The sequence below is a fragment of the Streptomyces sp. enrichment culture genome, assembly GCF_964272855.1.
GTDB lineage: Bacteria > Actinomycetota > Actinomycetes > Streptomycetales > Streptomycetaceae > Streptomyces.
Map to the genome: position 1 here is coordinate 982,781 of NZ_OZ186847.1, position 17,550 is coordinate 1,000,330.

A 17,550-nucleotide genomic window follows, 5' to 3' on the forward strand; every position below is an offset into this window, starting at 1 on the left:
CCTGTCACCAAGGAGATACAGCATGACCCACGGCAACGGCGCACCCGCCGCCACTCCGCCCCGATCGACCCTCGTCGTCACCGCGCACGCCGGAGACTTCGTGTGGCGGGCGGGCGGCGCCATCGCCCTGGCCACCTCCCGGGGCGAGAAGGTCACCATCGCGTGCCTGACCTTCGGCGAGCGCGGCGAGTCGGCGAAGGCGTGGCGGGAGGGGAAGAAGCTTGACGAGATCAAGGCGATCCGCCGTGAGGAGGCCGAGCGTGCCGCCGCGACGCTCGGCGCCGAGGTCCGTTTCTTCGACGCCGGCGACTACCCGCTCCTCGCCACGGCCGAGCTGACCGACCGGCTCGTCGCCGTCTACCGGGAGACGCAGCCGGACGTCGTGCTCACGCACCCGGTCGAGGACCCGTACAACGGCGACCACCCGGCCGCCAACCGCATGGCTCTGGAGGCCCGGGTCCTCGCCCAGGCCATCGGTTACCCCGGCGAGGGCGAGATCATCGGTGCCCCGCCCGTCTTCTACTTCGAGCCGCACCAGCCGGAGATGAGCGGCTTCAAGCCCGAGGTGCTCCTCGACATCACCGAGGTGTGGGAGACCAAGCGCAAGGCCATGGAGTGCCTCGGCGCCCAGCAGCACCTGTGGGACTACTACACCGACCTCGCCGTACGCCGCGGCGTCCAGCTCAAGCGCAACGCCGGACCCAACCTCGGCCTCGCCCACAAGACCATGGCCGAGGCGTACATGCGGCCCTACCCGCAGATCGCGAAGGAGCTCGCCTGATGCCCGGCGTCATCGTCACCAACCCGCCCAAGGCCGAGGCAAAGGCCGTCGAGGCGCTCGCCGGTTACGGAACGGCCACCGTCGGCGAGGCCATGGGCCGCACCGGCTTCCTCGGCACCCATCTGCGCCCGATCCAGCAAGGCGTCCGGGTCGCGGGCACCGCCGTCACGGTGCTCTGCTGGCCCGGCGACAACCTCATGATCCACGCGGCGGTCGAGCAGTGCGGCGAGGGCGACATCCTCGTCGTCACCACCACCTCGCCGTGCGCGGACGGCCTGTTCGGCGAGCTGTTCGCTACAGCCCTCGCCCATCGCGGGGTGCGTGGCGTCGTCCTGAACACCGGTATCCGCGACACCGCCGAGCTGCGCGCGATGGGGTTCGCCGCCTGGTCCGCCGCCGTCAGCCCGCAGGGCACGGTCAAGGCGACCGGCGGCAGCGTGAACGTACCGATCGTGATCGGCGGCCAGGTGATCCACCCCGGTGACGTGATCGTCGCCGACGACGACGGCGTGGTGGTCGTCCCGCGCGAGCTCGCCCACGAGACCGCCGAGGCGTCCGAGGCCCGCGAGCAGAAGGAGGCCGGGGCTCGCGCCGCCTTCCTGGAGGGGCAACTGGGCCTGGACCGCTACGGGTTGCGGGAGACCCTCACGCGGCTCGGAGTGACCTACCGCTCGTACGAGGAGGCCGAGTCGTGACCAGCCCCACGGAGGTCCGCTGCATGCAGATGCGCGGCGGCACCTCCAAGGGCGCCTACTTCCTGGCCGACGACCTGCCCACCGAACAGACAGCCCGCGACGAGCTGCTGCTGCGGGTCATGGGCAGCCCCGACCCGCGCCAGATCGACGGCCTCGGCGGCGCCCACCCGCTCACCAGCAAGGTCGCCGTGGTGTCCCCGTCGGCCGACCCCGAGGCCGACGTCGACTACCTCTTCCTCCAAGTCGCCGTGGACAAAGCGGAGGTCTCGGACCGCCAGAACTGCGGCAACATGCTCGCCGGGGTGGGCCCGTTCGCCGTCGAGCGCGGACTCGTTCGAGCAGGGAGCAGCGAGACGTCCGTACGCATCCGGATGGTGAACTCGGGTGACTTCGCCACGGCGACATTCCCGACCCCGGGCGGCCGCGTCGACTACAGCGGCGACACGCAAATCTCCGGGGTCCCCGGGAGTGCCGCCGCCGTCGTCATCGAGTTCCCGCCGGGCCGAGGCGAGTTGCTGCCCACGGGGAACGTGCGCGACACGGTCGCCGGCATCGACGTCACGTGCGTCGACAACGGCATGCCGACCGTCCTGATCCCGGCCGAGGCCCTCGAGGTCACCGGTCAGGAGGCCCCCAAGGACCTGGAGAGCAACCAGGAACTGACCGCCCGACTTCACGAAATCCGGCTGGCAGCCGGGCATCTGATGGGACTCGGCGACGTCACCGACACCACCGTCCCCAAGCTCACCCTCCTCTCGCCGCCCCGCCACGGCGGCGCCGTCACCACCCGCACCTTCATCCCGGCCCGCGTCCACACCTCCATCGGCGTCCTCGGCGCCGCGAGCGTGGCGTCTGGGCTGCGGATCGAGGGAAGCGTGGCACACGGCATCGCGGCCCTCCCCGACGAGGGTGACCGGCTCCGCATCGAGCATCCCAGCGGATTCACAGACATCGAGAGCAGCATCGATCGCACCCCCGAGGGCGGCCTGAGAGCACGTCGCACCGCCGTCGTCCGCACCGCCCGCAAGATCTTCGACGGCACCGTCTTCCCCGTACCATCCACAGGAGGTCACTCATGACCCCGCCTCTCGGCGACATCGCCCACATCGGCCACGCCCAGCTGTTCACCCCGGACCTGGACGCCTCCGTCGCCTTCTTCACCGACTTCCTGGGCCTGACCGTCGACGGGCAGGACGGCGACACCGTCTACCTGCGCACCTTCGACGACTACGAGCACCACAGCCTCGTCCTCACCGCCCGAGACCAGCCCGGCCTCGGCCGCCTCGCCCTGCGCACCTCCAGCGAGGAGGCGCTCCGGCGCCGGGTGCAGGCCATCGAGGCGGCGGGCGGTACGGGCAAGTGGACCGAGGACGAGCCCGGTCTCGGCCGGCTGTACGTCACCACCGACCCGGACGGCCACGAGCACGCCCTGTACTGGGAGAGCGAGCACTACACGGCCCCCGACGCGCTCAAGCCGTCCCTGAAGAACCAGCCACAGGCGAAACCCAACCGCGGCGTCGGCGTCCGCCGGCTGGACCACATCAACTTCCTCGCAGCCGATGTCCTCGCCAACGCCGAGTGGCAGGCACAGCTCCTCGGCGCCCGTCCCACCGAGCAGATCCGGCTCGACTCCGGGAAGATCGCCGCACGCTGGCTAACGTACACCAACAAGTCGTACGACGTCGTCTACACGTCCGACTGGACCGGCAGCGAGGGCCGACTGCACCACATCGCCTTCGCCACCGACACCCGCGAGGACATCCTGCGCGCCGCCGACCTCGCGATCGACACCGGCGTCTTCATCGAGACGGGACCGCACAAGCACGCCATCCAGCAGACGTTCTTCCTCTACGTCTACGAACCCGGCGGCAACCGCATCGAACTGTGCAACCCGCTCACTCGCCTCGTCCTTGCCCCCGACTGGCCGCTCATCACCTGGACGGAGGAGGAACGAAAGAAGGGCCAGGCCTGGGGCCTGAAGACCATCGAGTCCTTCCACACCCACGGCACACCGCCCGTTCAGCCCTGATGTGATCTCGCCTAGCAGGCCCCGGGGGACGGCCAGCCGTATCCCGGGGAACGAATCGTTGCCTAGATTGTTAACAAAAGTGTTGACGTATCGCTTACGGCTTCTTAACGTCTACGCCACAGCGAGCTCGCGGCTCCCCGCGCGGAGTCCGCAGCTCAGGGGCGCGCTCCGCCCGTCCTCCCCACCGGCCGCGCGAGCCGCACCGGCCCCACCGCCCTTGCAGCCAGGGACCAGGGCCCCGTCCTGACGTCCCGCACGAGAGGAAACAACGATGTCCTCCTCCGCCACCTCCCCGCTCGCCCCGGCGACCGGGACGACGGCCCGCCGCAGCCGCACCGCCGTCATCGCCCTGTGCTGGGCACTCGTCCTCCTCGACGGCATCGACACGTTCATCTACGGCTCCGTGCTCCCGAAGATGCTCGGCGGCCACAGCCTCGGCCTCACCCCCGACCTCGCCGGCACGATCGGCAGTTACGCCAACTTCGGCATGCTGCTCGGCACGATCCTGTCCGGCATGGCCTCGAACTGGATCGGCCGCCGCGTCACCGTCTTCGCCAGCGTCGTGATCTTCACCCTCGCCACGCTGGGCACCGGCTGGTCCCAGTCCTCGGGCCAGTTCGGCTTCTTCCGCTTCGTGTGCGGCTTCGGTCTCGGGGCGCTGCTGCCGATCGCGATCTCGTACGGCATGGAGTTCACCTCGCGCGGCCGCCGCGCCCTCGCCACCGGCGTCATCATGACCGCCCACCAGACCGGCGGCGCCCTGGCCCCGCTGATCGCGCTCTGGCTGGTCGACGACCACGGCTGGCGAACGGCCTTCATCGCCTCCGCGGTGCCCTCCCTGATCCTGCTCCCGGTCGCCTTCAAGCTGCTGCCGGAGTCGCCCACCAACCTGCTCACCCGCGGCCGCCGCGCCGACGCCGAGCGGCTCGCCGCCGCCTACGGCACCGAACTGGCCGAGCCGAAGGCGCACCGCGGGGACAAGCTGGACGCGCTGAAGAACCTCTTCCGGCACGGCCAGTGGTCCACCACTCTGTGCTTCTGGCTGACCTCCTTCGCGGGTCTGCTCCTGGTCTACGGAGTCGGCCAGTGGCTGCCGAAGATCATGGTCGAGCTCGGTTACGACACCGGCGACTCGCTGCTCTTCTCGACCTTCCTGAACGTCGGCGGCATCTGCGGCATGCTCATCGCCGGCCGCACCGCCGACCGCATCGGCCCGCGCAAGGTCGTCATCGCCTGGTTCCTCCTGACCTCCGTCTTCGTCTACCTCATGGGCGTCAAGATGTCGGTCGGCGTCCTGTACGCGGTGGTCTTCTTCGCCGGGCTGCTGCTCTTCTCCGGCCAGACCATGGTCTACGCGACGGTCGGCACCCACCACAACGACGAGGACCGTCCCACCGCCCTCGGCTGGGTCTCCGGCATGGGCCGTTTCGGCGCCATCTTCGGCCCGTGGATCGGCGGCGCCCTCCTCGCGGCGGGCAATGCCGGCATCGGCTTCACCATGTACGCCTGCGCCGCGCTCTTCGGCGCGCTCATGATGAGCCTGGCCGCCCTCACCCTCAAGATGCGCACGACCGCGAAGGTCTGACCGCAGGAAGACGGAAAAGACCTTCCAGCGTCGACGGGCTCACCAGGGGTCGTCGCACCATACGGTCGTGTTGATCAGGCCGCGAGCAGTTCATGCACCACGCTCGGCTGGGACCTCCCAGCCGAGCGTGGTGCGTGGGGGGCCGTTGAGCGCGACGCAGGTTCTCGCGCAGCTGGTCGGTCCGCCGCGTCAGGAGCGAGCACCGTCACCGTCCTGCGGCGAGGGTACGGATCAGGAGGTCCAGTGCTTCCACGACGGCCTGTCGACGCTGGGGGTCCAGCCCGGCCAGCAGTTCGGCTTCGAGCGAGAGCTGGCCCGGGAAGACCGCGTCCACCAGGGCGGCACCGTCCGGGGTGATGCGGATGAGGGCGGCGCGGCGGTCCGCGGGGTTCGGATCCCGGGTGATGAGCCCGCGCTGGTCGAGCTTGATCACGATCCTGCTGATCGCGGCCCGGGAGCAACCGCGCTGACGGGCGAGCTGCCCGGCGACGCGCGGCTGCCTGGCGTGCCGAAGAAGGACCAGCACCTCGGTTTCGGCCGGGCTGAGCGGAGCTCCTTCGTAGGCCTTCTCCATGGCGAGGTCATGCAGGGCGTGCAGGTGTCTCAGCCGCCCGAAGACGTCCATGGGGCTGGTGTCCAGCTCGGGCCGGGCCCGCTGCCAGGCCTCGGCAATGCCGCTGTCGTACGTGGACAGTGAGGGTGGCTCCCGAAACTCGTCAACCGCCGTCACCGCCGTCGTCACCGGCCTCGCCGGTCTCCTCCTGAAGGGGAAGTAGCACGCCTGAGCTGGTCGTCGAGAACATCAAGAAGTCCTTCCGCGGCACCGCAGTCCTGCAGGACATCAACTTCACCGTCGCCGACGGGGAGTTCTTCACCCTGCTCGGCCCCTCTGGCTGCGGCAAGTCCACCACCCTGTCGTGCATCGCGGGTCTGGTGACCCCCGACTCGGGCACCATCCGCGTCGGCGACCAGGTCTTCTTCGACGGCACCCCGCGCAACACGGTGCCCCCGAAGGCCGCAATCCCGGCTTGGTCTTCCAGTCGTACGCGCTCTGGCCGCACATGACGATCGCCGACAACCTCGCACTGCCGCTCAAGCTCCGCAAGGTCGCCAAGGACGAGCGACAGCGCCTCATCGACGACGCCCTCACCAAGGTCGCACCGTGGGCCTGCGCTCCGAACGCATCACGCTCACCGACCACGCTGACACCCCGCACGACGGTGCCGTCAATGTGCTCCGGGCGGCCAGCCCAGGCCCCTCCATTCCACCTCGAAGAAGCGGGTGCCAGCGTGCGCACGACACCCCTTAGGGTGCGTGGCCGTCCGGATGCAGACGCTGCCGCTGCGGAGTCACCACGTACACCGGGTCCTGGGCGGACGCGATGCCTGCCGCGAAGATGCCGAAGCGGGTGCACAGTCCCGCGGCCAGGTACGCCCCTGCGGCCAAGGCCGGGACCGCCCGGCGGCCCGGGAGAAGCGACAGCACGGCTCCGGCTCCGGCCAGCGCTTTGCCCAGGGTCAGCAGTCGGCCGGGCCGGCCCGTGACGTAGGGTTCACCGGCCAGCCCGAGCCGCCGCTCGACGCGGCGCATCGCGGCGATTTCCACGCCCGTGCCGAGGAGGCCCATCCGGGTCGGCGGTCCGTGGTCCGCGGCGGGTGCGCAGAGCAGTGCGGCACCGGCGGCGCCGGTCAGCGAGCTGCCGGCGAACAGATACGGCAGCTCCGGATACGCCTCGTGCCACGCCGGCACCGCCGTGTCGGAGAGCAGCACCGCGGTGTAGGTGCACATCGCCGGCCCCAGCAGGCCGGAGCCGAGCGCGGCGAGCCGGCCGAGCCCCGGCAGCCGCCCGGTGGCCTGGGAGGCGGCCGAGGCGGTGGCGAGGGCGGAGAACGGCGCGAGGATCCAGGAGCCCACCGACAGCGGCGAGGTGGGCTTGAGGACGCGCAGCATGTGCGTGAAGCGCTCGGGACGGCCCAGGTCGTGGACCAGGGCGGCGACTCCGGCCGTCGAGGCGGCTGCGGCGACCCACCGGCCGGTCCCGGCCAGCTCCCGGCGCCCGGTCAGCTCGGCCACCGCCGCCATGGATGCCGAGGCGCCCGCCGTTCCCCCGAGGAACAGGTATCCCGGCACGTCCGGCACCTTCCAGGCGGGACGCTTGAGGATCGGCCGGCCGTAGTACGACCGGAACTCCGCGCGCGTGACCATGGGCCGTTCCCGCTCACCGCTGCCCGTCACGGCGTCCTCCTCTGAAAGGTCCTCCGCTGGGAGGTCCCCCGCCCCAGGAAGGACAGCGCCACGCTCACGGCCACACCGGCGGCGGCCGTGGCCGCGTGCCACCACATCGACGGCAGGTCACGGGTGGTGACCACCGGGTCGGGCGGCAGCCCGTACACCTCGGGCTCGTCCAGCAGGAGGAAGAACGCGCCGTCACCGCCGACGCCGTCCTCGGGATCCCGGCCGTACAGCCGTGCCTGGTCCACCCCGCGCTCGTGCAGCTCGGTCACCCGCCGGTCGGCCCGCTCGCGCAGTTCCTCCAAGGGGCCGAACTGGATGGAGTCGGTGGGGCATGCCTGGGCGCAGGCCGGTTCCCGGCCCGTGCCCAACCGGTCGTAGCACAGCGTGCACTTGAAGGCCCGGCCGTCGCCGGGGCGTATGTCGATCACGCCGTACGGGCACGCCGGCACGCAGTATCCGCAGCCGTTGCAGATGTCCTCCTGCACCACCACGGTCCCGAACTCGGTGCGGAACAACGACCCGGTCGGGCAGACGTCCAGGCAGGCGGCGTGGGTGCAGTGCTTGCACACGTCGCTGGACATCAGCCAGCGCACCCGGTCCTCCCCGGCCCCCGCGTCGTGCCCGGGCGGACCCATGGCCGGCATGCCAAGATCGACCGGCGTCCGGTCCGGCGCCACCGTTTGCTCGATGAATGCCACGTGCCGCCAGTTGTTGGCGCTCAGCGCTCCGGTGTTGTCGAACGACTGCCCGAGCAGGTCGAGCTCCTCGGTCTCCGCCGGAACCTCGTTCCACTCCTTGCACGCCACCTGGCACGCCTTGCAGCCGATGCAGACGGAGGTGTCCGTGAAGAACCCCATCCGGGGAGGGTGGGTGTCGGGGTAGCCGGCGTCCGCGCTGGGGTCGGCCAGTGGGCCGGACAGCCTGTTGTGGTCGGGAGTCATCGCTGCCCCTCTCCTGTGCCGGGCGGGGTGTCGTCGGGGAGACCTGCGCGTCGCCGGTACGTCGCCACGTGGGCCGGCAGCGCCGGGCCCCGTGGTCGCCTGCCCGGCCGGATGTCGCAGGTCGCCGCCTTGGACTCCTGGATGCGCACGTTTGGGTCGAGCACCACGGACAGCAGCTCGTTCGCCGCGTCACCCGTGGACAGTCCCTGCGGGCCCCAGTGGTAAGGCATCCCCACCTGGTGGATGGTGCGGCCTCGGACCCGGAGCGGTTTGATGCGATCGGTCACCAGCACTCTGGCCTCGACCGCCGTGCGGGCCGTGGTGATGGTCGCCCAGCCGAGGTGCTCCAGGCCGCGCTCCGCGGCGAGTTCCGGGGAGACCTCGCAGAAGAACTCGGGCTGCAGCTCGGACAGATAGGGCAGGGTACGGCTCATGCCGCCGGCCGTGTGGTGCTCGGTGAGCCGGTAGGTGGTGAACGTGTACGGATACACCGTGCTGCCGGCCGGGTGGTACCGGTTCTCCGGACGGTCGTAGGCCTGGAGCGCCGGGTTCGTCTGCTGCCCGTACAGCGGGTTGTCCACCGGCGACTCGTACGGCTCGTAGTGCGCGGGCAGCGGGCCGTCGGCCAGCCCGGCCGGCGCGAACAGCCAGGCCCGGCCGTCGCTCTGCATGATGAACGGGTCCGTGCCGGCCAGCGCGTCCTGGGCTTTCGCGCCCGGCGGCGGCCGGTAGTCGGGCGGCTTGTCCGCCTCGAAGTCCGGGACGTCCTCCCCGGTCCACCGGCCCTGCTGTGCGTCCCACCACACGTACCGCTTGCGCTCGCTCCACGGCCTGCCCTCGGGATCGGCCGACGCCCGGTTGTAGAGCATGCGGCGGTTGGCCGGCCATGCCCAGCCCCAGTCGGGGGCGACCCGGCTCTGCTCGTCGCGTGGCCGGCGGTTCGCCGCGTGGTTGTGCCCGTCGGCGCGGACCCCGCAGTAGATCCAGACCCCGCAGGCGGTGGAGCCGTCGTCGCGCAGCTGGGTCGACGTGGACAGCGGCCGTCCGTCCGGGCCGTGTCCGTTGATCTCGGCCAGCACTTCGTCGGCGCTCGGTTCGGCCTGCGGGCCTTCGGTCGGGTAGTCCCAGGTGAGGTCGAGCAGCGGGCGGTCGCGCGGGTCGGTGGAGCCGGCCAGCTTCTCCCGGATGATCCGGCCGAGGTGGTAGTAGAACCACAGGTCGCTGCGGGCGTCCCCCGGCGGGGCGACCGCCGCGTGGTGCCACTGCAGCAGCCGCTGGGTGTTGGTGAAGCTGCCGTCCTTCTCCGTGTGCGCCGCGGCCGGCAGGAAGAACACCTCCGTCGGGATCTCCTCGGTGCGCAGCTCACCGGTCTCGATCTCCGGCCCGTCCTTCCAGAAGGTCGCGCTCTCGATCATCCGCAGGTCCCGCACCACCAGCCAGTCCAGGTTGGCCAGGCCCAGCCGCTGCAGTTTGCCGTTGGCCGAACCGACCGCCGGGTTCTCCCCGACGAGGAAGTAACCCTTGCACTCCCCCGAGAGCTGGTTCAGCACCGTCCGGTAGGTGCCGTGGTCGCCGGTCAGCCGGGGCAGCCAGTCGAAGCGGTAGTCGTTCTCCGCGGTGGCCGCTTCTCCCCACCACGCCTTGAGCAGACTCACCACGTACGCGCGCATGTTGCCCCAGAAGCCGGTGGTGCCGGCGTCCGCGGCCACGAACGCGTCCAGGTCCTGGTGCTGGTGGGCGTGCGGCATGGGGATGTAGCCGGGCAGCAGGTCGAACAGCGTGGGGACGTCCGTGGAGCCCTGGATGCTGGCATGTCCGCGCAGGGCCAGGATGCCGCCGCCCGGCCGGCCCATGTTGCCCAGCAGCGCCTGCAGGATGGATGCGGTCCGGATGTACTGCACCCCGACGGTGTGCTGGGTCCAGCCGACCGAGTAGCACAGCGCCGTGGTGCGCTCGCGTCCCGAGTTGGCGGTGATCGCGTCTGCCACCCGGGCGAACAGCTCGCGGGGGATGCCGCAGACGTCCTCGACCAGCTCCGGCGTGTAGCGGGCGAAGTGCCGCTTGAGCACCTGGTACACGCAGCGGGGGTGTTGCAGTGTCGGGTCCATGGCCGGCTTCGCGTCCAGGGCGGGGCCACCGGCGCCGTACGCCTCGCCGCGGGCGGTCTCGCGCAGCTCCCTGCCTCCGTGCTGCCGGGCGGCGGCGTCCTGCCCGCCCTCGTCCCCCGATGCCGGCCACCGGTCCCGGGCACCGGCCGCCGAAGAGGCCTGCGCGCCCTCGTACATCCAGCTGGTCGTCTCGTAGTGACTGTTCTCCGGGTCGAAACCGGAGAACAGCCCGTCCAGGTCCTCGGTGTCGGCGAAGTCCTGCCGGAGGATCGCCGGCGCGTTGGTGTAGGCGACCACGTACTCGCGGAAGTCCTTGCCGTTGCTCAGCACATGGTTGATCAGGGCGCCGAGGAAGGCGATGTCCGTCCCGGCGCGCAGCGGCACGTGGATGTCCGCCGGCGCGCTGGTGCGGGTGAAGCGGGGGTCGACGTGGATGATCGTGGCACCGCGCTCCTTGGCTTCCATCACCCACTGGAAGCCGACCGGATGGCACTCGGCCATGTTCGAGCCCTGAATGAGGATGCAGTCGGCCTCGGCGAGGTCCTGCTGGAACGTCGTGGCTCCGCCACGGCCGAACGAGGTCCCCAGACCGGGAACCGTGGCGGAGTGTCAAATCCGCGCCTGGTTCTCGATCTGGATGGCGCCCAGCGCCGTGTAGAGCTTCTTCATCAGGTAGTTCTCTTCGTTGTCCAGCGTCGCTCCACCGAGCGAGGCGATGCCGAGCGTGCGCCGGACGGGGACGCCGCGATGCGTGTCCTGCCAGGTCTGCCGACGGGTCTCGATGACCCGGTCCGCGATCGTCTCCATCGCCCGGTCGAGCGGCATCCGCTCCCACCCCATGCCGTGCGGCCGCCGATGGAGGACAGTGCTGATCCGGCCGGGGCCGGTCACCAGCTGCTTGCTGGCCGCCCCCTTGGGGCACAGCCGGCCGCGTGAGATCGGGGAGTCCGGGTCGCCCTCGATCTGGGTGACCTTCTCGTCCTTGACGTAGACCTTCTGCCCGCAGCCCACGGCGCAGTACGGGCACACGGACCGTACGACCCTGTCGGCCTGCTCGGTACGGGCGGACAGCCGCTCGGTGCCGCGCGAGCGTGCCGCGGTGCCTCTGCCCAGCGCATCGTCGCCGGTGAACTGCCGGTACACCGGCCAGCCGTCGATCCACTGCCGCAGGCCCACGGCGATCTCCCGCCTCGCGCCCTTCCGCTGTCTCAGCCAACGTAACGCCGGGACGGGCGGGGAGCATGTCGAGCAGTACGCCGTGCACCGGTCAGAGCGGCCGGATACGCATACGACGGGTGTCGTCCGGCAGCCGCTCCGTGACGCCGCGACGGTCCAGCAGCTCCAGCAGCGGTACCGCGATCCGCCGGGTCGTCCGCAGGGCCTGCCGCGCCTGGCTGAGGGTGAACGGCTGCGGCAGTTGCGCGAGCACGTCGGTGGCCCGTGCCGCGCTGTCCGGAAGCAGGAAGACGCCGTCGGCCACTTTCAGCAGGCGGCCGGCGCGCACCGCGGCGGCCAGCTCCCGGCGCCCCAGCCGCAGCTCCGCCATCCTGGCGGCGTCCGGCGCCGCGAACGGCGCATCGCGCAACTCGGCGGCCAGCGCCGCGACCGCCGCCTCGACGGGTCCGGGAAGCGCCGCCAGGCGGCCCGGCGCGCACACCCGCCCGCCCACCAACGGCAGCGACGCGGCATCGGCAAGCCGTTCCACCACACCGGTGGTGGGCAGCCGCAACCGCTGCCGTACCGCCTCCACCGGCACCCCGGTCTCCAGAGGGTGATCGCCGCTCCACTGGTCGACCACGGTGCGCACGGCGGCGAGCAGCTCGCGCCACACGCGCGCATGAACCCGCCGACCGTCACCCGCCGGCTCGCCGGCCTCGGGCAGCCCCATGGAGTGCAGTTCGCCTGTGGTCGCGAAGCGCCGCCGGAGCAGTATCGCCTCGGCCACCGCCTGCGGTGGCGCACCGGTCAGGGCGGCCAGCTCCGCGGCGCGCGACCGCGCGGCTCCGCGCCGGCGCAGTTCGGGGGGCGTCACGTCGAGTACGTCGACACCGGCGGCGATGCGGTGGCGACCGGGGTCGCGCAGCAACGCGCGGTCGCCGACGCGCAGCGGCAGGGGCCGGGCCAGCCGCAGCCGGGCGCTGCCGGGCCCCAGCGGCCGGACCCGGGCGGCCACGGATGCGGATCCCACGTGCAGCACGAGCTCGCGAGGGAGATCGTGTCGTTCGCCGACGTCACTTCTGCCGCTGTCGTCACCGACCATCCCGCTGCCACTCTCGTCACCGAGCATCCCCCTGCCGCTGTCGTCACCGGTCTCGCCGCCGTCGCCGCGCCGCCCACGGGCGTCACGGTCGCCGTCGCCGAAGCGCAGCGAGACATCGACCTCGGACGTCGTCAGCCACCTTCCCGGAGTGAGCAGCGCGTCGCCGCGGCCGATCGCATGGTGCTCGACGCCGCGCAGATTGACCGCCACTCGGGCCACGGCGCGGACCTCGGGCGCGCTCCGGCCCAGGGCCTGCAGGCCGCGTACCCGCATCACCGCCCCGGTGGACGCCAGCTGAAGCTCCGCCCCCGCTCGAAGGGTGCCTGCCGTCAGCGTTCCGGTGACCACCGTGCCCGCGCCCACGACGCTGAACGAGCGGTCCACCCACAGCCGGACGTCGGCATCCGGGTCAGCGGACGGCAGGGCTCCGACCAGCCTCGTCAGTCCGGCACGCAGCCGGTCCAGGCCCTCGCCGGTGCGCCCGCTCACCGTCACCGAGTCGACCGCTCGCAGGCCGGCCGCCGCCATCCGGGCCAGTGCCTGCCGCCGGGCCGGTTCCGGGTCGGCCAGGTCGCAGCGGGTCACCGCGAGCAGCACGTGCCGCACGCCCAGCGCGGCGAGTGCCTCCAGATGCTCGGTCGACTGCGGCATCCACCCCTCATCGGCGGCCACCACGAACAGCACGGCGGGGACGGGGCCGATTCCCGCGAGCATGTTCGGCACGAACCGTTCGTGGCCGGGGACGTCGACGAACGCCACCTCGGGTCCGCCCGGCAGGGTCGTCCAGGCGAAACCGAGGTCGATGGTCAGGCCGCGCCGGCGCTCCTGTTCCCAGCGGTCCGGCTCCATGCCGGTGAGCAGCCTCACCAGCGTCGACTTGCCGTGATCGACATGACCGGCGGTGGCGATCACCTGCACGGCCGCTCACTCCCGTGGTCGTCCCTGCCGACCGTGCTTGCGCCGCTTCCGCCGCCCGTCTGTGATCGCTGCGCGGCGAGCACGGCCTCCAGCACCGACCGTTCCTCCTCCGCCCGGACCGTGCGCAGGTCGAGCACACACCGTCCGTGTTCCAGCCGGCCGACGACCGGGACCGCGCCGGTGCGCAGCAGCGGGCCGTACCGCGCGGGCAGGCCGACGGCCGTACTGGGCAGGGTCACCCCGGGCGCGCCGCCACCGCCCACGGCCGCCTCCGTGCGCAGCACCTCTGCGGGTACCCCTGCGGCCCGCAACCGTTCGGCCAGCCGGGTGGCGCGCTCGCGCACGGTGGTCTCGTCGGCGGCCAGCGCGGTGTGTACGGGCGGCTCCGGACCGCGCAGCGTCGCCTCCAGCGCGGCGAGGGTCAGCTTGTCCACCCGCAGGGCGCGCGCCGCGGGGTGCCGTCGCAGTCGCTCGACCAGCCCCGCGTCCCCGACGAGCAGCCCGGCCTGGGGGCCGCCGAGAAGCTTGTCTCCGCTGGCTGTCACCAGCGCCGCCCCGGCGCGCAGAGCGGTGGCGGCGTCCGGCTCGTGGGGGAGCAACGGGTGCGGGGCGAGCAGGCCGGAGCCGATGTCCACCACCACCGGGGGTCCGAGCGCTGCAAGCTCTGCCACATCCGCCGCCGCGGTGAATCCGCTGATGTGGAAGTTGGACGCGTGAACCTTGAGCAGGAACGCCGTGTCGGGGCCGATGGCCTCCGTGTAGTCCCGGGCGTGGGTGCGGTTGGTGGTGCCGACTTCTCGCAGTCGGGCCCCGGTGGAAGCCAGGAGGTCCGGGATACGGAACCCGTCGCCGATCTCGACCAGCTCGCCCCGGCTGATCACGATCTCCCGTCCGCGGGCCAGCACCAGGGCGCACAGGAGCAGCGCGGCCGCGTTGTTGTTCACCACGTGCACCGCCCCGGCATCGGGCACGGCCTCGGCCAGCGCGGCGAGCGCCCCGCGCCCGCGGCGGGCCCGGCGGCCTTCCGCGAGGTCGAACTCGACGTCCGTGCATCCGGCTGCGGCCGTCACGGCGTCCCGGGCGGCATCCGACAGCGGCGCGCGGCCGAGGTTGGTGTGCACCAGCACGCCAGTGGCGTTGATCACCGGCCGCAGGCCGCAGGCCCGCTCGGGCAGGTGGCCGACCACCGTGTCCACCACGTCCTCGGGAGCGATCTCACCCTTTCTCGCCCGTCGCTGGGCCTCGGCGATCGCCGCTTTCACCAGGGGACGCCCCAGCGTCCGTATCGCTGCGGCGATGCGTGGCTCGGCCAGCACGGAGTCGGTGCCGGGGATGTGCCGGCGCGGATCGCTCATGGCACCTCTCCTGCTCGCCGTGGCACTCCTGCGCCGCCTGTGGCGGAGGCGGACGGGAATCGAACCCGCCAACGGCAGCTCCTGCCGTTCAACGGTTTTGAGGACCGGGCCGGTCACCAGGCCGGATACGCCTCCTCGCAATCGTGGCAATCTTCGCAAAAGCCTCGTCTAAGCGCTAATGCGACATCTGCGGGATCATGGCCCATGTGACGTCATCGACATCTGCCCTTGAGAAGGACCCCGAGGAAACCGTCCGCCTCACCCGGTACGCGCACGGCGGCGGCTGCGCCTGCAAGATCCCGCCCGGCGAGCTGGAGGAGGTGCTGCGGGGCCTCGGGGCCGCCGTCCCGGTCCGCGCGCCCCTGGGCGAACTGCTGGTCGGGCTCGACGACGGCGACGACGCCTCGGTCGTCCGGCTGAAGGACGGCGTGGCCGTGCTGGCCACCACCGACTTCTTCACGCCCGTGGTCGACGACGCCTACGACTGGGGCCGGATCGCCGCGGCGAACGCGCTGTCCGACGTGTACGCCACGGGCGGCCGTCCGCTGCTCGCCGTGAACCTGCTGGCCTGGCCGCGCGGCGTACTTCCCCTCGAACTTGCGCGCGAGGTGCTGCGCGGCGGCCTGGAGATCGCCGCGGCCGCCGGCTGCCACGTCGCCGGCGGCCACAGCGTGGACGACCCCGAGCCCAAGTACGGCATGGCCGTCACCGGCCTGGTCGACCCCGACCGTCTGTTGCGCAGCGACGCGGGCGAGCCGGGTGTGCCGCTGTCGCTCACCAAGCCGCTCGGCATCGGTGTCCTGAACAGCAGGCACAAGGCCACCGGCGAGGTGTTCCCGCAGGCGGTCGAGGTCATGACACGACTCAACCGGGAGGCTGCCGAAGCGGCGATCGCCGCCGGCGCCACCTGCGCGACGGACGTCACCGGGTTCGGGCTGCTCGGACACGCCTTCAAGCTCGCGCGGGCGAGCGGGGTCACCGCACTGATCGACGCGACCGCCGTTCCCTACCTCGACGGCGCCCGGCAGGCGCTGCGGGACGGATATGTCAGCGGGGGCACCCGTCGGAACCTGGAATGGGTACGCCCGCACAACGACCTGTCGGCGGTGAGCGAGGACGAGGCACTGCTCCTGGCCGACGCGCAGACATCCGGCGGGCTGCTGGTGGCCGGCGAGATCCCCGGCGTGCCCGTCGTGGGCGAGCTGCTTCCGCGCGGCGACCACGTCCTGGTGATCCGCTGACCGGCCGCCGAGCCGACGGGCGGCCGGTCGGCGGACGTCGTGTTGTGCCGCCGCGCAAGAGCTACTGCGCTACCGCCCTGGGTGCAGGACGACCTTGGTGTAGCCCTCGACACGCTTGTCGAACTTGTCGTACGCCGTGGGCGCCTCCTCCAGCGACACCTCGTGGGAGACGACGAAGCTCGGCCGTGCGCGGCCCTCGATGATGAGGTCGCGCAGCTGCCGGTTGTAGCGCTTCACGTTGCACTGTCCGGTACCCAGACGCAGCCCCTTCTCGAAGAGCCTCCCGATCGCGACCATGAGCCGGCCATGCTTGGCGTGCTCGTCCGGCGCACCCGGGTCGGCCGGCACGTAGAGGCCGGGTATGCCGAGCGCTCCGGTCGGCCGCACGGTCTCGATGACCGAGTTCAGAACGGCCGCGGGTTCCTCGCGGTCCGTGCCCCCGGCCACGGCCTGGTACCCGACCGCGTCGATGCCCTTGTCCGTGCCTTCGCCGTTCGTCTGCTCCTTGATCTGCTCCACGGGGTTGCCCTCGGCGAAGTTGATCGGGATCGCTCCGATCTCCTCGGCCTTCTGCAGCCGCTCCAGCACCCGGTCGACGACGAACACCTTCGAGGCACCGCGCAGCATGGCCGCGTAGGCGGCCATGAGACCGACGGGGCCGCCGCCGTACACCACGACACTCTCGCCCGGAGAGACCTGGGCGAGTTCGTTGCCGTGGTAGCCGGTCGGGAAGATGTCGGCGAGCAGAACGAAATCACTCTCGTTCTCGGTGCCTTCCGGCAGCTTCAGACAGTTGAAGTCGGCGTACGGTACGCGCACGTATTCGGCCTGACCGCCGGTCCACGGCCCCATCGCCACATAGCCGTACGCGCCACCGGCGAATCCCGGATTCACGGTGAGGCAGAAGCCGGTGTAGTCCGCCACGCAGTTCTTGCAGAATCCGCAGGCGACATTGAAGGGCATGACCACGCGGTCGCCCTGCTTGAGGGCCGTGACTCCCTCACCGAGCTCCTCGACGATGCCCATGTTCTCGTGACCGAAGACGATGCCCGGCTCGGCGGCCGTGCGGCCCTCATACATGTGCAGGTCGGAGCCGCATATCGCGGTGGACGTGATCCGTACGATCACGTCGTTCGGGTGCTGGAGCCGAGGGTTCTCGACTTCTTCGACCGCTACTTCGAACGGTCCCTTGTACACAACGGCCTTCATACCGACACCTCCGTTGAGCGATATATCCTCGCTGCCGGAGGCAAACGGCCGTCAACCGAACGTAACCTGGCGCGAACGGTCAGTGGAAACGACGGAAAGAGCCGCGGCCGTTCGCCTCACGTGACCCAACTCTCATGGTCCCCCTATAGGAAGCACGGGACAAGCCGGGTATTTTCGAGTAATTACCGAATTC

Annotated in this window: 13 protein-coding genes, 1 tRNA gene and 1 pseudogene; 7 read left to right on the forward strand and 8 right to left on the reverse strand. The window is 71.3% G+C overall.

Annotation, left to right across the window (positions count from 1 at the left end; all coding sequences use genetic code 11):
• Window positions 1-22: 22 nt before the first annotated feature.
• The 5 genes from ACSU6L_RS04180 to ACSU6L_RS04200 all read left to right on the forward strand — a co-directional run bounded on the left by ACSU6L_RS04180 (window position 23) and on the right by ACSU6L_RS04200 (window position 5,090).
• A complete protein-coding gene (locus ACSU6L_RS04180; RefSeq protein WP_437053637.1) occupies window positions 23-781 on the forward strand; it encodes a PIG-L deacetylase family protein in 759 nt (252 codons plus the stop codon).
• A complete protein-coding gene (locus tag ACSU6L_RS04185; protein WP_437053639.1) occupies window positions 781-1,476 on the forward strand; it encodes a 4-carboxy-4-hydroxy-2-oxoadipate aldolase/oxaloacetate decarboxylase in 696 nt (231 codons plus the stop codon). The genes ACSU6L_RS04180 and ACSU6L_RS04185 overlap by 1 nt, the downstream gene beginning before the upstream one ends.
• Complete coding sequence (locus ACSU6L_RS04190) at window positions 1,473-2,555, forward strand: 4-oxalomesaconate tautomerase (protein WP_437053641.1); 1,083 nt, start codon at window positions 1,473-1,475, stop codon at window positions 2,553-2,555. The genes ACSU6L_RS04185 and ACSU6L_RS04190 overlap by 4 nt, the downstream gene beginning before the upstream one ends.
• Window positions 2,552-3,505, forward strand: a complete 954-nt coding sequence (locus ACSU6L_RS04195; RefSeq protein ID WP_437053643.1) for a catechol 2,3-dioxygenase — start codon at window positions 2,552-2,554, stop codon at window positions 3,503-3,505. The genes ACSU6L_RS04190 and ACSU6L_RS04195 overlap by 4 nt, the downstream gene beginning before the upstream one ends.
• Window positions 3,506-3,776: 271 nt before the next feature.
• Complete coding sequence (locus ACSU6L_RS04200; protein ID WP_437053645.1) at window positions 3,777-5,090, forward strand: MFS transporter; 1,314 nt, start codon at window positions 3,777-3,779, stop codon at window positions 5,088-5,090.
• Between the two features lie 205 nt (window positions 5,091-5,295).
• Here the strand turns inward: ACSU6L_RS04200 and ACSU6L_RS04205 are convergent, their stop codons facing one another.
• A complete protein-coding gene (locus ACSU6L_RS04205; protein WP_437053647.1) occupies window positions 5,296-5,832 on the reverse strand; it encodes a MarR family winged helix-turn-helix transcriptional regulator in 537 nt (178 codons plus the stop codon).
• A 44-nt stretch (window positions 5,833-5,876) separates the two neighbouring features.
• Between ACSU6L_RS04205 and ACSU6L_RS04210 the strand changes: the two are divergent.
• Window positions 5,877-6,247: pseudogene (locus ACSU6L_RS04210) on the forward strand (ATP-binding cassette domain-containing protein); the annotation flags it as partial.
• Window positions 6,248-6,395: 148 nt separating this feature from the next.
• Here the strand turns inward: ACSU6L_RS04210 and nrfD are convergent.
• From nrfD to ACSU6L_RS04240, 6 genes are all read right to left on the reverse strand, one after another.
• The gene (gene nrfD / locus ACSU6L_RS04215) at window positions 6,396-7,325 is read right to left on the reverse strand and encodes an NrfD/PsrC family molybdoenzyme membrane anchor subunit (RefSeq protein WP_437053649.1); all 930 of its coding nucleotides are present in this window, start codon (window positions 7,323-7,325) and stop codon (window positions 6,396-6,398) included.
• On the reverse strand, window positions 7,322-8,266 hold the full coding sequence (locus tag ACSU6L_RS04220; protein ID WP_437053650.1) for a 4Fe-4S dicluster domain-containing protein: 945 nt from the start codon (window positions 8,264-8,266) through the stop codon (window positions 7,322-7,324). The genes nrfD and ACSU6L_RS04220 overlap by 4 nt, the downstream gene beginning before the upstream one ends.
• Window positions 8,263-11,550, reverse strand: a complete 3,288-nt coding sequence (gene fdh, locus ACSU6L_RS04225) for a formate dehydrogenase (protein WP_437053652.1) — start codon at window positions 11,548-11,550, stop codon at window positions 8,263-8,265. Before fdh ends, ACSU6L_RS04220 begins: the two co-directional genes overlap by 4 nt.
• Before the next feature lie 91 nt (window positions 11,551-11,641).
• A complete protein-coding gene (gene selB, locus ACSU6L_RS04230; protein WP_437053654.1) occupies window positions 11,642-13,552 on the reverse strand; it encodes a selenocysteine-specific translation elongation factor in 1,911 nt (636 codons plus the stop codon).
• Window positions 13,543-14,907, reverse strand: coding sequence for an L-seryl-tRNA(Sec) selenium transferase (gene selA, locus ACSU6L_RS04235; protein ID WP_437053656.1), 1,365 nt, complete (start codon window positions 14,905-14,907; stop codon window positions 13,543-13,545). The genes selB and selA overlap by 10 nt, the downstream gene beginning before the upstream one ends.
• A 40-nt stretch (window positions 14,908-14,947) precedes the next feature.
• Window positions 14,948-15,042: transfer RNA gene (locus ACSU6L_RS04240), tRNA-Sec, on the reverse strand.
• A 62-nt stretch (window positions 15,043-15,104) separates the two neighbouring features.
• Between ACSU6L_RS04240 and selD the strand changes: the two genes are divergently transcribed.
• Window positions 15,105-16,148 carry a selenide, water dikinase SelD gene (gene selD / locus ACSU6L_RS04245; protein ID WP_437053658.1) on the forward strand — a complete coding sequence of 348 codons (1,044 nt, stop codon included), beginning with the start codon at window positions 15,105-15,107 and terminating at the stop codon, window positions 16,146-16,148.
• A 69-nt stretch (window positions 16,149-16,217) separates the two neighbouring features.
• Here the strand turns inward: selD and ACSU6L_RS04250 are convergent, their stop codons facing one another.
• A complete protein-coding gene (locus ACSU6L_RS04250) occupies window positions 16,218-17,357 on the reverse strand; it encodes a glutathione-independent formaldehyde dehydrogenase (protein ID WP_437053660.1) in 1,140 nt (379 codons plus the stop codon).
• Between the last annotated feature and the right edge of the window lie 193 nt (window positions 17,358-17,550).

Bases quoted from the DNA above. Each gene is read 5' to 3' on its own strand.
- ACSU6L_RS04180 (WP_437053637.1), top strand. From the start codon at position 23: ATGACCCACGGCAACGGCGCACCCGCCGCCACTCCGCCCCGATCGACC.
- ACSU6L_RS04185 (WP_437053639.1), top strand. From the start codon at position 781: ATGCCCGGCGTCATCGTCACCAACCCGCCCAAGGCCGAGGCAAAGGCC.
- ACSU6L_RS04195 (WP_437053643.1), top strand. From the start codon at position 2,552: ATGACCCCGCCTCTCGGCGACATCGCCCACATCGGCCACGCCCAGCTG.
- ACSU6L_RS04200 (WP_437053645.1), top strand. From the start codon at position 3,777: ATGTCCTCCTCCGCCACCTCCCCGCTCGCCCCGGCGACCGGGACGACG.
- ACSU6L_RS04220 (WP_437053650.1), bottom strand. From the start codon at position 8,266: ATGACTCCCGACCACAACAGGCTGTCCGGCCCACTGGCCGACCCCAGC.
- selA (WP_437053656.1), bottom strand. From the start codon at position 14,907: ATGAGCGATCCGCGCCGGCACATCCCCGGCACCGACTCCGTGCTGGCC.
- selD (WP_437053658.1), top strand. From the start codon at position 15,105: ATGGCCCATGTGACGTCATCGACATCTGCCCTTGAGAAGGACCCCGAG.
- ACSU6L_RS04250 (WP_437053660.1), bottom strand. From the start codon at position 17,357: ATGAAGGCCGTTGTGTACAAGGGACCGTTCGAAGTAGCGGTCGAAGAA.